This is a genomic window from Ktedonobacter sp. SOSP1-85, assembly GCF_016587415.1.
Lineage (GTDB): Bacteria > Chloroflexota > Ktedonobacteria > Ktedonobacterales > Ktedonobacteraceae > Ktedonobacter.
The window spans coordinates 3,299,076-3,314,944 of record NZ_BNJI01000001.1 but is presented as its reverse complement, the minus strand read 5'-3'; the positions used below and the strand labels follow the sequence as shown (position 1 = coordinate 3,314,944).

Annotated in this window: 11 protein-coding genes; 4 read left to right on the top strand and 7 right to left on the bottom strand. The window is 54.1% G+C overall.

What is annotated here, in order from left to right; translation table 11 throughout:
- Nucleotides 1-21: 21 nt before the first annotated feature.
- The 4 genes from KTE_RS13870 to KTE_RS13855 all read right to left on the bottom strand — a co-directional run bounded on the left by KTE_RS13870 (nucleotide 22) and on the right by KTE_RS13855 (nucleotide 7,713).
- The gene (locus KTE_RS13870) at nucleotides 22-1,950 is read right to left on the bottom strand and encodes a prolyl oligopeptidase family serine peptidase (protein ID WP_201381804.1); all 1,929 of its coding nucleotides are present in this window, start codon (nucleotides 1,948-1,950) and stop codon (nucleotides 22-24) included.
- Nucleotides 1,951-2,198: 248 nt separating this feature from the next.
- Nucleotides 2,199-3,422, bottom strand: coding sequence for an RNA-guided endonuclease TnpB family protein (locus KTE_RS13865; protein WP_201381802.1), 1,224 nt, complete (start codon nucleotides 3,420-3,422; stop codon nucleotides 2,199-2,201).
- Nucleotides 3,394-4,008 carry an IS607 family transposase gene (locus KTE_RS13860; RefSeq protein ID WP_201381799.1) on the bottom strand — a complete coding sequence of 205 codons (615 nt, stop codon included), beginning with the start codon at nucleotides 4,006-4,008 and terminating at the stop codon, nucleotides 3,394-3,396. The genes KTE_RS13865 and KTE_RS13860 overlap by 29 nt, the downstream gene beginning before the upstream one ends.
- A gap of 45 nt (nucleotides 4,009-4,053) precedes the next feature.
- Nucleotides 4,054-7,713, bottom strand: a complete 3,660-nt coding sequence (locus KTE_RS13855; RefSeq protein ID WP_201381797.1) for a helix-turn-helix domain-containing protein — start codon at nucleotides 7,711-7,713, stop codon at nucleotides 4,054-4,056.
- Between the two features lie 263 nt (nucleotides 7,714-7,976).
- On the opposite strand from KTE_RS13855, the gene KTE_RS13850 reads away from it, so the two are divergent.
- Both KTE_RS13850 and KTE_RS13845 read left to right on the top strand, forming a co-directional pair.
- The gene (locus tag KTE_RS13850; protein ID WP_201381796.1) at nucleotides 7,977-8,675 is read left to right on the top strand and encodes a hypothetical protein; all 699 of its coding nucleotides are present in this window, start codon (nucleotides 7,977-7,979) and stop codon (nucleotides 8,673-8,675) included.
- Between the two features lie 244 nt (nucleotides 8,676-8,919).
- The gene (locus tag KTE_RS13845; RefSeq protein WP_201381794.1) at nucleotides 8,920-10,254 is read left to right on the top strand and encodes a hypothetical protein; all 1,335 of its coding nucleotides are present in this window, start codon (nucleotides 8,920-8,922) and stop codon (nucleotides 10,252-10,254) included.
- Nucleotides 10,255-10,329: 75 nt separating this feature from the next.
- On the opposite strand, the gene KTE_RS13840 is transcribed toward KTE_RS13845, so the two are convergent.
- The 3 genes from KTE_RS13840 to KTE_RS13830 form a co-directional block, all read right to left on the bottom strand.
- Entirely contained in the window at nucleotides 10,330-10,812 is a 483-nt protein-coding gene (locus KTE_RS13840) for a peroxiredoxin (RefSeq protein ID WP_201381792.1), read from the bottom strand.
- Between the two features lie 65 nt (nucleotides 10,813-10,877).
- Nucleotides 10,878-11,303 (bottom strand): DUF3037 domain-containing protein, encoded by a 426-nt coding sequence (locus KTE_RS13835; RefSeq protein ID WP_201381790.1) that lies wholly within the window; start codon nucleotides 11,301-11,303, stop codon nucleotides 10,878-10,880.
- Nucleotides 11,281-12,063 (bottom strand): HipA family kinase, encoded by a 783-nt coding sequence (locus KTE_RS13830; protein ID WP_201381788.1) that lies wholly within the window; start codon nucleotides 12,061-12,063, stop codon nucleotides 11,281-11,283. Before KTE_RS13830 ends, KTE_RS13835 begins: the two co-directional genes overlap by 23 nt.
- Before the next feature lie 506 nt (nucleotides 12,064-12,569).
- On the opposite strand from KTE_RS13830, the gene KTE_RS13825 reads away from it, so the two are divergent.
- Together KTE_RS13825 and otsB are read left to right on the top strand one after the other, a co-directional pair.
- Entirely contained in the window at nucleotides 12,570-14,741 is a 2,172-nt protein-coding gene (locus KTE_RS13825; RefSeq protein ID WP_201381786.1) for an amylo-alpha-1,6-glucosidase, read from the top strand.
- Nucleotides 14,742-14,830: 89 nt separating this feature from the next.
- Entirely contained in the window at nucleotides 14,831-15,658 is an 828-nt protein-coding gene (gene otsB, locus KTE_RS13820; RefSeq protein ID WP_201381784.1) for a trehalose-phosphatase, read from the top strand.
- The last annotated feature ends 211 nt before the right edge of the window (nucleotides 15,659-15,869 follow it).

The window sequence follows — 15,869 nt, the reverse complement described above, 5'->3', positions numbered from 1 at the left end:
GGTTACGGTATGTCCTCTCTTCTATAAATTCTCTATCTCGACTGGCTCAACCTCGTCTGCAAGGGAGAAGCCAAAGATACGAGCGTAAAAGTATAGTTCGGCCTCCAGGGAACGTTTGATGTTCTCCGCCTTGCGGAAGCCATGCTGCTCTCCCTCAAAGGGGAGATAGGCCACGGGAATTTTCTTGGCGCGCAGGGCTTCAACCATGACCTCGGCCTGGCTGGGAGGTACGATCTTATCTTCAAGCCCCTGGAAGAAGATAATCGGACGAGCAAGCCGGTCTACGTAGGTCATGGGCGAGCGCTCGACATAGAGCGGCTTGGCCTCGGGATAGGGACCAACCAGGCCAAAGAGGTAGCGCGACTCAAACTTGTGTGTGTCATGCACAAAGGTCGTGAGATCACTGACGCCAAAGTGACTGGCCCCGGCGGCAAAGGTGTCGCCGAACGAGAGGGCACACAGGGTTGTATACCCGCCCGCGCTCCCACCATGAATGAGCAGGCGCTTGCTATCGGCCAACGAGCGCTCAACCAGGTAGCGCGCTCCATTGGCGCAGTCATCAACATCTACAACGCCCCACTGGCCCTTCAGGCGCTCACGGTATGCCCGACCATAGCCAGTACTGCCACCATAATTGACATCCAGGAGCGCAAAGCCCCGGCTGGTCCAGAAGAGGCGCCCCAGACCCAGGACACTCGATATCGAACTGGTCGGGCCACCATGAATTTCCACAATCAACGGCGGGAGCTCGCCCTCCGGAGCCTGGAACTCAGGATTGGTTGGCGGATAGTAGTAGGCATACGCCGTCTGACCATTGGTAGTGGGAAACTCGATTGGCTGGGGTAAGGCGAAGTAGCGCTCGTCGAGCTCAACAGCTTCAGCGGCACGTAGGACCTCAAGTTTCTTATTGGCGAGATCATACTGCACAATCGCCGGGCGCTGGGTCGGCGAGCCGGCGGTGAAGACGACGCGCTCAGAAGAGATGGCGGGTGAACTCAGCGCGGTATAGGGAGTCTCGATCTCCGTTAATATACCGGTCTTCAGGTTGATACTTCCCAGGTGGTCGCCGTTCTGGCCATAGATGCATACCAGGCGCTCAGCCGAAACAAAGCCATAGGTGCTCATGTCAAAGACCCATTGCGGACGCCCAAACTCGGCCTCCATCGGGCAAACGGCCTCGATGGATTCGCCCTTCAGGCGGTAGAGGTTCCACCAACCGCTGCGATCAGAGACGAAGTAGAGTGTGCCATCAGGCGACCAGGCAGGTTGAAAGATCGACTCGCTCGCTCCCCCGGCGACATATTGGGCATAGCTCACAAAGCCGTTGGCATCCAGTTCGCCAACCCAGAGTTCGGTGCCATCCCAGGGCATGTTGGGATGATTCCAGGTCAGCCAGCAGAGGCGTGTCTTATCGGGACTCAGGCGTGGTGTGGAATAGAAATCATTGCCCGCGACTAGTGTATGAACCGAACCGCTTCCGTCCAGGGCGATGCTCACCAGAGTATTGACGGCCTCGCGCTGTGTATTGGTATGGTCCTCACAGACACAGAGCAGGCGCTGGCGCAGCCCATCGATAACCAGGTCGGCATAGCGCTTATTTCCGGCCTCAGTTAGCGCCTCTGGCTCTCCACCCAGAGGCTGACGGTAGAGACGCTGGTCGCTAAAATTCGCGAAATACACTGTATTTTCGTGAACTATATAATCGCCGCCGCCATATTCGTGGACCCGCGTGCGGGCGTTAAACGGGGCTGGTGTGATATCCTGCGTCACACCATCGGCTCCCCGGCACACGATTACACCACGCCCACCTTCTTCTGGGCGCACTTCCAGCCAGTAGGTATCCTGGCCCTGGACCTGCACCTGTCCCCGCCTAACCGCTTTAGCGACAATCATATCAGTCGTGATAGGAGACGCCCAGGCACCATAGGGGGCAATTTGTGGTTTTGTCATGATGTGTATTCTTCTCCAAATATATTCTTCCCTACTATATACTAGCACATTGCCATATGGGCCAACTACTTTTCTATGTTCTCCTGAGGCGGGTATAGATACCATTTGGGATAGATGGTATGGTGCGTCCTGGCAACCTCGGGTTGCCAGGACGCACCATACCATCTATCCCAAATGTTGTTATTACTGCCTTTCTAAATCTCCTCAAATGTGCGCGAAGCCCATTCGAATAGATCCAATTGCTGCACTTACCCCTCACAGGAAGCCTCTTTGACTTCTCCGCTGCTTTGGGTCGCCTGCAGCACACCGCACTCCACAGAGGGAGTGTGTGGCCCTCGCCGGGCAAGGAACCTCGTCAAAATGTTCACCGCGCTATTCTCATCGCGATCCATGACGAGTCCACATTCGACGCAACAGTAGGTTCTCTTCCACAGCGGCATGGCTTGCAGATTCCCACAGCCACTACACTGCTTGGAGGTGTTGCGCTCATCTAAGAAGTGCAATTCTTTCCCGTACAATTGGCATTTGTACTTCAGCATTTCGAGGAAGGTGGAGAGTCCCCACTCATTATAGACCGCTCTATTGAGCTGCTTATTGCGCTCTACATGCTGTTTTGTGACCATTTGTCTCTGGGAGAGATCACCAACCACAACGGTTCTTTCAACCAGTTTGTGGGCTATCAGGTGGGATGCTTTATGCAAACTATCCCGTTGTTTCTTGCGTTTTTTCTGGGAAACGCGCTTGTACACTTTGCTGAGATGGAGGTAGCGACGTGACTTTTTCTTGCATTTATCACGCTTGGATCGAATTTTGTCCAGTTGCTTGTTATACCATTTTGCCCCTTTGAATCCGCCAATGGTGTAGACTCTGCCTTGCTCATTCACGCCTGTTGCTAGGGTTTTGATGCCAAGATCAAAGGCGGCAACATCATCAGTTGAACAGGGCTTTGATGGCCGCTCAGCCGGGAAGGAAGCATAGTAGTTGCCTCTGGCATCCCGACTGATCGCCACCTTTTTGAACTGTTCTGGCGGTCTCTCAGTGAGACGGGCAGTGACGTTGGGATGTACCTTTGCCCCATGCTTCCCGCCACCACCTGTAGGCAAGATGAGCTTGTCACCCTCACGTTTGAGGTACATGGCAGGATAGCAGAGCGTAAAAAAGCCGTGTCTTGGACGTACACGTGGAAATCCAGGCTTTTCACCTGCTTTCACTCTACGATAGAATGCTTTCATGGCCCCATCAAGGCGATAGTAGACCTCTTGAAGCAACTTGCCATACACCTGAATAAGCTCAGGATCATGGTGCTTACTTTCCTGTAAACTCCGTTTGGCTTCGTAGAGATTCCACTTCTCTCCTTCCCTGAGCCTCATAACCCACCAGTTGTACAGCCCTCGACATTTGCTTTGCATGAACTCAAGCGTAGCAGCGTCCTGCTCGCTCACGTCAATCTTGATCTTTTTGCAAAGCAGCATCTTTCATCACTTTCTTGTAGGATCTGAGTCCGTGAAGCCTGGCACTAAATACGGTTATGATGGCGATAAGATCGCGCACAAGCTCTTGCTCAGGAGAAAGGTGGTCACCATGAAGAAGAACCAGTTGGGTGTGATGCCGTTCGCAGAACGCCTCAAAGTAGTCATACCCAAACCGCACTAAGCGATCCTTATGGGCAATGATAATCGTGCGAACCTGCCCTAACTCAACCATCTCCATCACATGATTGAAGCCTTTGCGTTTGTAATTGAGTCCACTGCCAATATCCTGTACCCATTCATCGACAGTGATCTCATGAGCAGTACAATACGCTTGTAAGGCAGTCATTTGGTTGGTAAGGTCAGGTTTTTGTGAGACCCCTGAAACGCGCGCATAGACAATGGTACGTCCCTGTTCTGGTGCTTTGAGCCCGCGATACTCAAGATACTGATCGTGGGTGTAGTAGCGCCTGTTTGATTGTGGAGAACGATGAGCAACTAACTTGCCATCGCGGTCCCATTTTTGCAGCGTCTTGGTTGACTTGCCAATAAGCTTCCCAAACGCCTGAATGCTATATATGTTTTGCATAAGCATATTTTAACACATTTGAGTGCTTATGTCAAAACAGTTTTATTACTCCTCCACGGCTCCAAGGGCGCGGAGCATGGCGCGCTGAGCGGATGAGATGCCAGTCACGCCGCGAATATTCATGCGCTCGTATGGGCGCTCCCGGCGGAGCGTTTTGAAGCACTCGCCGTTCTGCACGTCCCAGAGACGAATGGTACCATCATAGCTCCCGCTGGCAACCATATGCCCCTGAGGGTGAAAGGCCACGGCATAGATGCGCTTGTTATGCTCGCTTCCCGTCCAGAGCAGGCGCCCGCTTGCGACGTCCCACAATCTGACGCTATTGTCATCCCCACCGCTGGTCAGGCAGCTCCCATCGGGGCTGAAGGCGACCGACCAGATCCAGTTGATATGGCCCTTAAAGATGAGTACACATTTGCCGGTCGCCAGTTCCCAGAGCCGGATTGTACTATCATCGCTACAGCTTGCCAGCACCAGGCCATCCGGGCTAAAGGTGACGGAGCGCACACGCCGCTCGTGCCCATGCAGTTCTCTCAGGCATTCACCCGTCTCCTTGTGCCAGAGGCGCACGACGTTATCCTCACCCCCACTGGCAATCGTATGGCCGTCCGGGCTGAAGGCGACCGACCACAGGCGGCTCTGTCGATGCTGTAAGATGCGTATGCAGAGACCAGTGTTGACTTGCCAGAGGCGCACAGTCTGATCATCGCTACCACTCACTAGTTGCGTACCGTCCGGGCTGAAATCGACGGCGCGCACCCAGTTCTCATGCCCTCCCAGGGTACGCAGGCAATAGCCAGTATTCACATCCCAGAGGCGAATGGTCTGGTCATCACTGCCACTGGCGACAATATTGCCATGGGGACTGTAGGCCACGGCATAGATCCAGGTGCTATGGCCTTGCAGGGTCTTGATGCTCTGGCCACTTGCCACATCCCAGAGGCGCACGGCGCGATCATCGCTACCACTTAAGAGGCGCGTGCCATCCGGGCTAAAGCGCACCGAGCGCACACGGCTACTATGACCCTGGAGTGTTTTAAAACACTGGCCGTCCTCGCAGTTCCACATGCGAATGGTCTGGTCATCACTGCCACTGACGATGACGCGGTTGTCAAAGCTATACGCCAGCGCCCAGACACGATTATGATGCCCCCTGAGTGTGGAGAGGCACGTCCCGCTGGCGACATCCCAGATACGGATAGAGCGGTCCTCGCTACCACTGGCAAGCTGCTTGCTATCATAGCTAAAGCGCACAGGCCAGATGCGCCCGGTATGTCCCTGTAGGTTTTGTACACACTCACCGCTTTGTAGATCCCACAGGCATATTGTCTGGTCCTCACTTCCACTCGCCAGGTAACGCCCATCGGGGCTGAAGGTCACAGAGTGCACACGCCCGCTATGTCCTTTAAGCACACGCACGCACGCGCCACTCTCCACATTCCAGATACGCACAGAAAAATCGCTGCTCCCACTGGCAACATAGGCTCCATCCGGGCTATAAGCCACAGACCAGATGCGGCTCTCATGCCCGCGAAAGATGCGCAGACACTCGCCCTTCTCCAGATCCCAGAGCATCAAGGTCATATCATCACTACCGCTGATCGCCCGGTCGCCCGCGGGTGCGAAGGCAATTGAGCGAATGCGGTTGGTATGACCCACCAGGGTCTTCAAGCACTGTGTAGTCCTGGTGTCCCAGAGGCGAATGAATTGATCGTCGCTGCCACTGATAGCACGCTTACCATCGTAGCGAATATCGACCGCGCGCACCCAGTCAGTATGCCCCTGACAGATGCCCTGTGGCGCGCCCGTGTGCGCGTTCCACAATCTGACATCGCCATTAGCAGTTCCCGCCGCCAGGCGCTCTCCATCGTTGCTGAGGGCCACTGAGAGGATACTACCAAAGGTATCACTAAAGACACAGCGCTCCAACTGGGCATTGGAGAAGTCAACCTCGGGGAGCGAGACATCTTGCAGATAGGCGTTCCAGACTACCAGGTTAGAGAAGTCATAGCCACGCAGGTCAATCTTAAGCTGGACCAGCAGGTTGAGAATATTCCCCGCCACATATTCAGGCGTTTGCGGGCGCTGTAGCTGGAGATTGCGCAGCATCGTCTTCAGCCGCGCCCCACACTCCACCATTCCCAGGCGCGTGAGGAGTTGAAGCGCGATTGGCTCCAGAAAGAGGCGCACCTGGTTGTTACGGATATGGTCCTTGGCCTCGGCCCGCACCAGGGCATGACTGGTGAGGAGCGCGTATTCATCTTGCTCAATCTCACGACAGAAGCTGCTCACCAGGGCATCGGTCACATACTCCATGATGACAGGCTGGAGGCCGAAGCGTGCGCCACTGCTATTCTCAATCATAGAGCGCCGGCGTAGAGAATCAAGGGCGGCAAGGAGCATACGACGCGGCACGGGACGCACAACCTCTTTGGAAATATCATTCAGAGAGACCGGCTCGCAGGCCAGCGCCAGCCAGTAAATCATCTCGCGTTCCTCGTCTGAGAGGCGATGAAACTGTTTATCAATGAGGTCATAGACATCGCCAATCACCATACCACGCTCGGCGAGAAACTCTGCGATATCTCCACCAAAGACCTCGCGGATGGGCGCGGCGACCAGTTTGAGTGCCAGGGGATTTCCAGCATAGCTCTGGATCAGCCGGGAGAAGTCCTCCTCGCTACCAAGGAGCTCGCGTTCTTGAAGGATCATACGTCCCTCATCCAGGCCAAAACCGGATAGATGAAGCACCTGCCTCCGGGGATGATTCCAGAACTCTACCTCCTGGGGCAACTCACGACTCGTCAGCACCAGGCTACTCATATGCTCGCTATTGCCAACATATTCAATAAACTCGCCGTATCCCTCGTAGCCCGGGCGATAGCTCCCTACGCTCTGGCCGCTCGCCAGAATGGTCTCCATATTATCCAGGATCAAGAGGCAGCGATGGGCACGTAAATATGAACCAAGCTGTTTAATCAGATCACCAATGTCATCTGGCAGCTCTACCTGTTCCAGGCCAGAGAGGAAGCGGATACAGTCTACGAGAAATTCTTCTAGTGGTAGTGCATTTTGGAGTGTCCGCCAATAGACAAAATCAAAGGTCTCTTTCAGGCGTTCCTTAAGCATAGAGGTTAGCGTTGTCTTGCCAACTCCACCAATGCCCAGGATCGCCGCAATACGGCAGTGATCCTGCGCTAACCACTGTTCCAGGGTCGCCAGTTCCTGGTTACGTCCATAGAAGTTTGTGATACGGGGCGCTTCACTGGTCTGCTCCTGCGCGCGAGCGGCTTCTAGTACCGTGGCCTGCTCGCTTACAGCTAGATGCGCGGCCCGCTTATGATTGGGCGCCTCCGGTTCCTCTTCACCAGGCTCAGTTCCATGTCTTTGCATCTCCATATCTGGATGCAGCACACTACTGCCAATGCCAGCCGTGACAGGCTGGGCCACGATCACAGGTTTGCTGATCTGCTCCAGGAGCGTTCCTCTCGCAAGTGCTAACGCCTGTTCATATGCCAGGAGTAGTTCTTGCGAAGGGCGACCATACCCATTTTCAACTGCGGAGAGTCGGCTTTTGGTGTAGCCGATCTGACGCGCCATATCAGAGAGGCGAATGCCCTTCTCCTGGCGTGCCAGGCGCATCCTGGCCCCTACCGAGGTTGCCTCCCCATTCTCAAGTTCGATATGCTTTTCTTTTCGACCCATCGCGTTTTCCTCCTCTTTCACAGTATAACGTAAAAAGAGTAAGAACAAAATAGTTTTGTCAACAAAAATTGCTCAGTAATGTATTGCCCTCTTATAGTTTTCTATGTTATTATTGTTTTGTAAGCAACAATGAAACAAAGAAACAATTTGAACTGTTCTCCTTTAAAAACAAAAACAATTTTTACTGTAGGGAAGAACCCACGTAGTAAAGTAACACCTATGGATGGACACCACAGCAGTAAGCCATATAAGGAGACTCGATCATGCAAGCGACCATGGCGGTGCCAGTAGACACAGAACCTCCCCTATATCCTGGTGGGCAAGAGATAGACCGCTTTTTTGACCAGTACGACAGCTACATCAGTCTTCAGGCACAGCGCCGCTTTAGCCGGAAGAATAGTATGGCCCGCGCCGAGACATATGATCTGGACGTGGATGATGTGAAGCAAAGCCTGCGCCTGCATTGCTGGCTCGTGCTGCGCCAGCACACCATCGAAAATCCCAGAGCCTATATCAGCCGGGCGGCCTTCAATGAAACAGTCTCGCTCGCGCGCCAATATAAACCATGCAGTCAGCTTACCCTTGACGATGATGGCGAACTCTTCCAGGGCAACATCTCTCAGACCTTTCATACGAGCAACCAGGACCCCGATCCCGCTGAAGTGGTGGAGCATAACGAAGACGCCACTCACTGGCTGGAGCTAGCCATTAACGCCATAGTGCAGCTACCACAAACACAGCGTTATGCCATGCTCAGCTCAATCAAAGAGCGCTTCGATGATCCGCAACAGTTGCGCGCCGTTTGCTATAAACACAATATTGATCTGGATGACATTCAATGGCCTGAGCATCCAGTTGAGACGCAGCGCCTGCGCGCCTCGCTCTCGGTCGCGCGCAAAAATAAAACGATGCAGCACCTACGCCTGGCCCTTCAGCATAAGCTGGAAAATCCCGCTGAATGACTTTTCATCTACCTGTTGACAGGATGATAGTTATGCCTTACTTTATACTGGATATAAAGGAGCCTGCACACCGAGAAGGTCACAGCTCACTGGTTTTCTCAGCACAATAACAAAACTAGAATTTTCTCTGGCATTTCATAATTTTTATCCGGCCTTCTTAGACGGAAACCAACGCCACTCTCGTGGCTAGCGCTCACGCGCTCAGGTTTCCGAGAGGCACAGTATCAAAGTAAGGCAACAACATATGGGAAGTAGTATTCAATTGCCCGCTTATGGGCATAGATTGCAGGTCCGTTTGCAGAAAGGCGACCTTTATCGCCTCTTTACTTCTCTTGAAGATGCGGAACATGAGGAGGCTATACTCCGCCAGCTTGGGCCTTTGCGCGAGACCTTCGCCAGTTTCCTGGGGCACGAGCGAGAGCTTGATCCACCCGATAACGCAACCCTGATACGCTATTTTGACGCCTGTAGTGATCCAGAACAGGGTTCACAGGAGCTGCTAGAAATCCTGCGGCTCCTCGCGCCGGGCAATGGACATATCGGGCGAAACCAGGTCAACTTTCTGGCCGATCACCTGCGCACACGCGTTGAACATTTTCTACAGAGCAAGCAACAGGATCTATCGCTTCTGCACACACACGACCACGTCTTCGGTAGCGGCGGTGACTTCTGCAAAACAATTCACGCTAGCACAGCCGCCGCGATTGTCGCTGCTCCCCTGGTAAAAATTTGTAAGACCGGCACCACCAACGTTACTTCCTATCATGGTAGTGCCCAGGCGATGGAGACCTTTGGCTATCGGCACCCGCACTTATCTATTCCTACACTTAATCAAGAGCTTGATAGCAACGGCTTTACCTTTATCCCACTCTCGGCCTTAAATTTCCCCTACTCCCAGGCACTCAAACAGGCACGCGAGGCGCTCTGGCACGAAGCCATGAAGCAGTTAACTCAGCGCTGTGACGTGGGCGACCCCAACTGGCAGGAGACGCTACGCACCACCCCACTTACACTGGATATCTTCAAGATTGTTTCACCTAACGCCCAGGTCCTTCGCCCCGCTCACCACTCCACGGGCGTCTGTAGCCTGGCGATGCTTCCCTACGTGCTCTCACTCTATCTTCACCTGGGGAGTGAAGGCATCATCGTGCATTGCTATGATGGCATTGATGAGCTCTCCAATGCCTCCAGCATCTCCGATCCCCAGCAACCCATCAACCTGCTCATCCAGGTCACACGCGACGAGGTCATTTTTGAGGAATGCTCACCGGAGGATATCGGCTTGACACGCGCACAACTTGTGGATATTCGCGAAGAAGTAGATTTAGCAGCCACCCAGAGCGATATATGGCATATTCTCTCAGGTGAGGAGCAGGGGCCCAGGCGTGACTTCATCGTCGCCAACGCCGCCCTGCTGCTGGTTGCCAACCAGGGCATCATCCCACCTCAGGACAGCCTGCACGCCCAACTACGTGAGGCCATTGCCCGCATCAACACCGTGATCGATTCGCACCAGGTCGCCGACAACTTCACTCAGCTCCTCAATGCTCACCAGCAACAATATACACAACAGCAATAACGACTATGGATGATACAAAAGTGGCTCTCGGCGAACGCCGAGAGCCACTTTTGTATCATCCATAGTCGTTTTAATCTAAAATTGTTTTAGAATCTTTAATGCTTCATCAACATGCTTCTGCGGCGCGAACTGCGACGAGAAGATGTGGCGCACAACTCCCTGCTTATCAATAATATAGGTCACACGCCCTGGCAAGAGACCAAGCGTCGAGGGAACTCCATAGCTCTTCCGAAGCGCACCGCCCTCGTCGCTGGCGAGAATAAAGGGAAGATTGTTCTTCTTCGCGAAGTTTTCGTGAGACTCGCTCGAATCTGAACTTACGCCAATCACTTCCGCGCCCGCCTCCTGAAAGACCTCGTAGCTATCGCGGAACGAGCAGGCTTCAGCAGTGCAGCCAGGGGTACTATCCTTGGGATAAAAATATAATACGACGCTTTTCTCACCACGAAACTCACTCAAGCTGACCTGGTCACCCTTTGCGGTTGGAAGGGTAAAGTCAGGAGCCTGGTCGCCAACCGTGACGCTCCCCGAGGTACGTTCCTGTGTGCTCATGCTCATACTCCTTATGATTAGAGAACATATTTTTATTCTCTGCTCTAAATAAACATACCATAAGCCGAACTTTATTTCCCACTAGTGCCAGCTCGCACTATCTTCTGCTTGCGTAGACGGACCATGGTATCGAGGAGGTGCTGGAGCGCTGCGGCAGGATCGCTACAAAGGCCTGAGTGAACCGCCGAGATCTGGATGATAGCGCTACGCGGCGCGACCAGCCAATGGAAACGCTCGGAGAGCGAGAGGTGCGCGATTGGCCCTCCTTCCGCCTTCCCCTCACAAATCAAGGCGATGGTCTCCAGGTGCTCACGTACCGCTGCCACGTCGATATCGGGATCGAGCGCGAGCAGGCGCTGCTCATCAAGCTCGATGCGCGCGCAGAGGAACTGGCGCGTGCGGCAGAAGAGGATCACACCCACATTGAGGCACTCACCGCGCTCCACGCTTGGCACTACACGCACAAGGGCGTAATCATACGAGCTGTTCGCGGGCATGCAACGCCTCCTCTACAAAAACATGTGAAGCCAACAAACGATCCTGTAAATAGGCCAGGTATGCGGCTCGATGCGCATCGGGATCGGTATAACGTTCGTCATTCTCCAGCCAGGATGTAGGGATGGCGGCGACAATACCGGCCAGGCGCGCAACGGGCAATAAAGCCTTCATGCGCGCGTCCACCTCTTGCAAGCCATTGGCAAAAGGCAGGAGAACATGGTCTTTGATAGCCGCAAATGGCGTACGACTGCGCTCCATATAGTTGATTGGCATATGGTGAAAATAGAGCGAGGATCCATGATCAATCAGGATCAGGCGGCGATGCCAGAGCAGCATATTCGTATTGCGTGGCGTGCGATCCACGTTGGAGACATAGGCGTCGAACCAGACAATGGAGGCGGCCAGGAATGGATCTAGCTCACGCGCATCGCGTGGATCAAAGGCTAGCGCGCCCGGCAGGTAATCTAGCGCCAGGTTCAGGCCCGCGCTCTGCTTGATCAGGGCCTGGATCTCAAAATCTGGCTCAGAGCGACCCAGCACAGGGTCCAGTTCCACAAAAACAATTTCTGGCACGGGGAGATCAAGCGCACGACCAATCTCGCCAGCAACCAGTTCGGCAATCAAGGCCTTTGGTCCCTGGCCGGCGCCGCGAAATTTCAGCACATACAGACCATCATCGTCGGCCTCTACAATCGCGGGCAGTGAGCCACCCTCGCGTAAGGGTGTCACATAGCGTGTGGCGGTGAGTGTTCTTAACATGGGGTTATTGTAGCATACATTAGGCCAAAAAGTCCTATGCAACCTTCGCTCTCTTTTCTTAAGGCCGAGAGAAACCTTATATGCCTACAAGCAAACAAACAGCCCATGAGTACTAGGAGGGCACTACACATTTTTGCCAGGCCCCATCATCAAAAGCATTTCCCTGTTATTATTTCTCTAATCTCTGTGTTAACTCAGGCATAGAGACGCTTGCAGGAGCCTGTAAGCACGCTAGAGTGCTCTCTGGTAAGATGTCTTTCTCGTAGTATCACGCTACGTCACTTTCTGCCCGTAACCAGAGGAGAAGAAAGTCGCATTCAGATATTGAAACATGTCTGAACTTTAGCATCGGTACAATTAAAGCTAGCCCCTGGAAGGGTGTAACACGGGCAGGAAGCATATAACATACCGGGTACCCCTCACACTCCTGGCGTTTCGCGCGCCTGGCGTGACTGTTCACTCTTAACGCATCGTAGCGAAGTATCAGGTAGAAAGTTATTAGTATTATGACGGATCACAAGCCAGATGTACTGCTGCTTCCAGCAGAAGAAGGCCCCGATGGAGCCTTCAAGCAACCAGAGATAGTCGAAGAAAAGGCCCATTCAAGCGCCACACACATTACTTTGAAGAGCGGAGATGCTTTTCTTGTCGCCAATATACGCGGCGATTTGTTGGGCGCGAACCAGGCTATGGGTCTCTACTGGCATGGGACGCGCTTTCTCCGCGAGAACAATTTCTTTCTGGAGGGCCACCCTCTGGCCATGCTTTCACACCACATCTCACCAGCGGGACTTGCCAGCCAGGTAGATTTAACGAATCCAGCGCTCAGAGTCGACGCTGACACCTTCATTGAGCAAGGCGAAATCTATGTCAGTCGGCTTCTGGAGCTACATAATGAGGAGCTGATCCAGACCTTTACCATTACAAGCTTTCGCGAGCTTCCACAACCGCTCCGTTTTAGCCTCAAGTTTGGTAGCGACTTCTGCGACCTCTTTGAGGTGCGCGGACTCAAGCGCGAAGAGCATGGTCAGTTACAGCCAGCCCAGGTTACCGACAAGGGTGTAACTCTGAGTTATATCGGACGTGACCAGGTCACTCGCGAGACGCAAATTACCTTTACGCCACATAGCAAATATATCAGTGAGGATCGCGTCCACTGGTCGCTCCAGCTTGAGCGTGGCAAACCAGTCGTGCTCCAGATGCGCGCCCAACTGCGCGAGCTTAATGCCGAACGCTTTGCCAAACATATCGAAGTTGAGGGTGTTCATTCGCTTGAGCGCCCAACAATACATACCGATGACTATCTCTTGAATCGCCTGCTCAAGCGTGGGATGGATGACCTGTTAATGCTCTGCACACTGACGCCTTATGGCTACTATCCCTACGCAGGCATTCCCTGGTTCTCCTGTCCCTTTGGGCGCGATGGCCTGATTACCTGCCTGCAATATCTTCCCTGGTTCCCCCAGGTCGCACGCGGCACGCTGGCCTTCCTGGCTATGCACCAGGGTACAAAAACTGACGATTTCACTGAAGAAGAGCCAGGCAAGATGCTCCACGAGATGCGCACAGGCGAGATGGCAAACTGCCGCGAGATCCCCTATGTGCCTTACTATGGAAGTATCGATGTCACACCACTCTTCCTCATCACCCTCGGCGAGTATATTCGCTGGACCAATGATCTCGATTTTCTGCGCCAGCTCTGGCCAAACGCGCAACTGGCCGCGCGCTGGATGATTGAGTATGGCGACAAAGATGGTGACGGCTTCCTAGAGTACCACCGTATCCTTGATAGCGGTATCCTAAATCAGGGCTGGAAGGACTCCTGGGACTCCACCTCTCATGAGAACGGCGAGTTGGCTCGCTCTCCCATCGCGCTCAGCGAGGTTCAAGGCTACGCCTTTGCCGCGTATCGCAATATGCATTACCTGGCCGGGCGCCTGGGTTACCAGGATGAAGCTGAACGCTGGGAGCAGAAGGCAAGTGAGCTTCAGGCCAATTTCATGCGCGCTTTCTGGTGGGAAGAGGAGCAGAGCATCTATATTGCGCTTGACCGCGAGAAGAAGCCTTGCAAGACGGTTAGCTCCAACGCGGGCCAATGCCTCTGGAGCGGGATTGTCCCCGAAGAGCAGGCAAAGCTGGTCATCGAGCGTCTGATGCGCGAGGACATGTTCAATGGCTGGGGCATGCGTACTCTCTCGGCCAACGCCATTCGCTATAATCCTATGAGCTATCATAATGGCTCGGTCTGGCCACACGATACGGCCATGGTTGGAGCTGGCTTCGCACGCTACGGCGGCAAGTCTGAGGCATCTCAATTGCTCAAAGGACTCTACCAGGCCGGTCAGCACTTCGAGGATGCGCGCCTGCCCGAGCTGTTTTGCGGCTTTATCCAGCGCGAGGGCTTTGGTCCGACGCGCTACCCGGTCGCTTGCTCACCTCAGGCCTGGGCCACGGGCGCACCTGGACAGATCCTTAACGCGCTCCTTGGCCTGCGCGCCGACGCCGAGCAGAAGCGGCTTGTGCTTGAACAACCGACCTTACCCTCCTGGGTCAATGCGCTGGAGGTGCGCGGCATCTACATAGGTGACCAGCATGTACACTTCCACGTGCACCGTCATGGCTCACAAATAGAGGTTCAGCCAGGCACAGAGAACGAAATAGAAATTATAGTACGCTAAGAAGAAGCCGGTGGGGGTAACCCCCACCGGCTTCTTCTTAGCGTACTATAATGAGATGGTTGCACAATATGTAGGAGAGAAAGGCATTCATGAGCAAGGTACAACTACAAGACGTTCTGGCACAGCGGCCGCTGGGACTGGTTTTTGATATTGATGGCACTCTAAGCGAGATCGTTCCCACTCCTTCAGAGGCCCGTCTCTACCCGGGCGTCGCTGAGCTCCTCACTGAGCTGGCTGGCTACGCCGAAGTAGCCATTATGACGGGCCGGGCCGCAGAGGATGGCGCGCGAATGGTTCAGGTTTCCGGACTGACATATATAGGAACACATGGACTGGAGTGGAGCGAGGGCCTGCCGACAAGCAGCACCCAGATCCAGCTTGTGCCCGAAGCGCTGAATTATGTAGAGCCTGGTAAGCGCCTGCTGGTCCTGGTAGAGCGCGAAATGGCACATGAAACCGGTATTATTGTCCAGGCCAAAAGCGTGGGCGGCTCCATTCACTATCGTCAGTGTGCCAATCCAGACGGGGCGCGTGAGCAAATTCTGGCGCTGCTCGAAGAGCCTGCGCGCCAGGAGGGTATGGTGATCGGCGAGGGAAAGCGTGTCGTCGAGGTACTCGCGCCCTTAAAAATCAACAAGGGTGAGGCGCTCAAGCGCTATATAGAGCGCAAGCAGCTTCGTGGCGTGGTCTTCGCGGGCGATGACCGCACCGATCTCAACGCCATCTACGCGGTACGTGAGCTACGCCAGGAGGGATTCACTGGCTATACCATCGCCGTCCGGCATACTGACGCCCTGCCCGAACTGCTGACAAGCGCGGACGAAGTAGTGGACGAGGTGCCCGGCATGGTAGAACGCTTGCGACAGATACGGGATATGCTGGCTACACTGCGGCAATCCGGAAGGCATGAGGAGTAGTGTGGGAGGGGAGAAGAGAAAATAGAAGCCCGCTCTTCGGTGATGACGCAACCATTGCGTCCACCGAAGGTGCTTCCAATCCTGATATATAGATGGCCTCTATGAGGATACTATCGAGGGTGCGAGAAGCCAGCTTGTGGGCTGCTGGCATCCATCTATCTATCTGTCTATCTGTCTATCTAAAGAGTTCGCTCAGTTCGCTGCGAAAAAG